A 567-nucleotide genomic window follows, 5' to 3' on the forward strand; every position below is an offset into this window, starting at 1 on the left:
AGGGATCAGGAGCAAAAGTTGGATCAGGTGCAAAAGTTGGGGATTAGGCAAAAATATTAGATAATCTGAATAGAAAGAAATCTATCTTTCTTACACCTCTAAACTGACTTCTAAATGCTTTTATTTTGGCATTAAAGGATTCTGCAGAAGCATTGGTACTCCTGTTATCAAAGTAGTTTAAAATTGTCTGATAGTTACCGTATTGAGTAATATATTAAAGTTTTTAAACCCTGATTCTTCTACATTCCTGTACCAATGTGCTAGTTTGGTCATGGCAACGTGTTTGTCGTTGTTATTATTGTAAATACCTCGAAGTTGTTGACTCAAACCGTAAGCTTTCTTTATATCTGGATATAACTCAAATAACAATTGCGCTCTCTCATTTTGGTGCTCAGTCCATTTTTCGCGAGATTTATAAAGTACATATCTGCTTCTGGCTATAAGTTGTTTTAAGGAATCTCCATTAGGCAAGAGCTCCTGTATAAATGTTTTATTCTCTTTTTTGGCTTGCATTATCAATTGATTCTCAAGATCCATAGCTTCCCAGCGATGTTTGATTCTGATTTC

General features: G+C 34.6%; 1 pseudogene. It reads right to left on the minus strand.

The window, feature by feature from the left end:
- Window positions 1-43: 43 nt before the first annotated feature.
- Window positions 44-537 (minus strand): annotated as a pseudogene (locus IRZ80_RS21105) (ISL3 family transposase).
- Window positions 538-567 lie beyond the last annotated feature (30 nt).

The sequence above is a fragment of the Flavobacterium sp. HJJ genome (assembly GCF_015351475.1).
In the GTDB taxonomy this organism is placed as follows: domain Bacteria; phylum Bacteroidota; class Bacteroidia; order Flavobacteriales; family Flavobacteriaceae; genus Flavobacterium; species Flavobacterium marginilacus.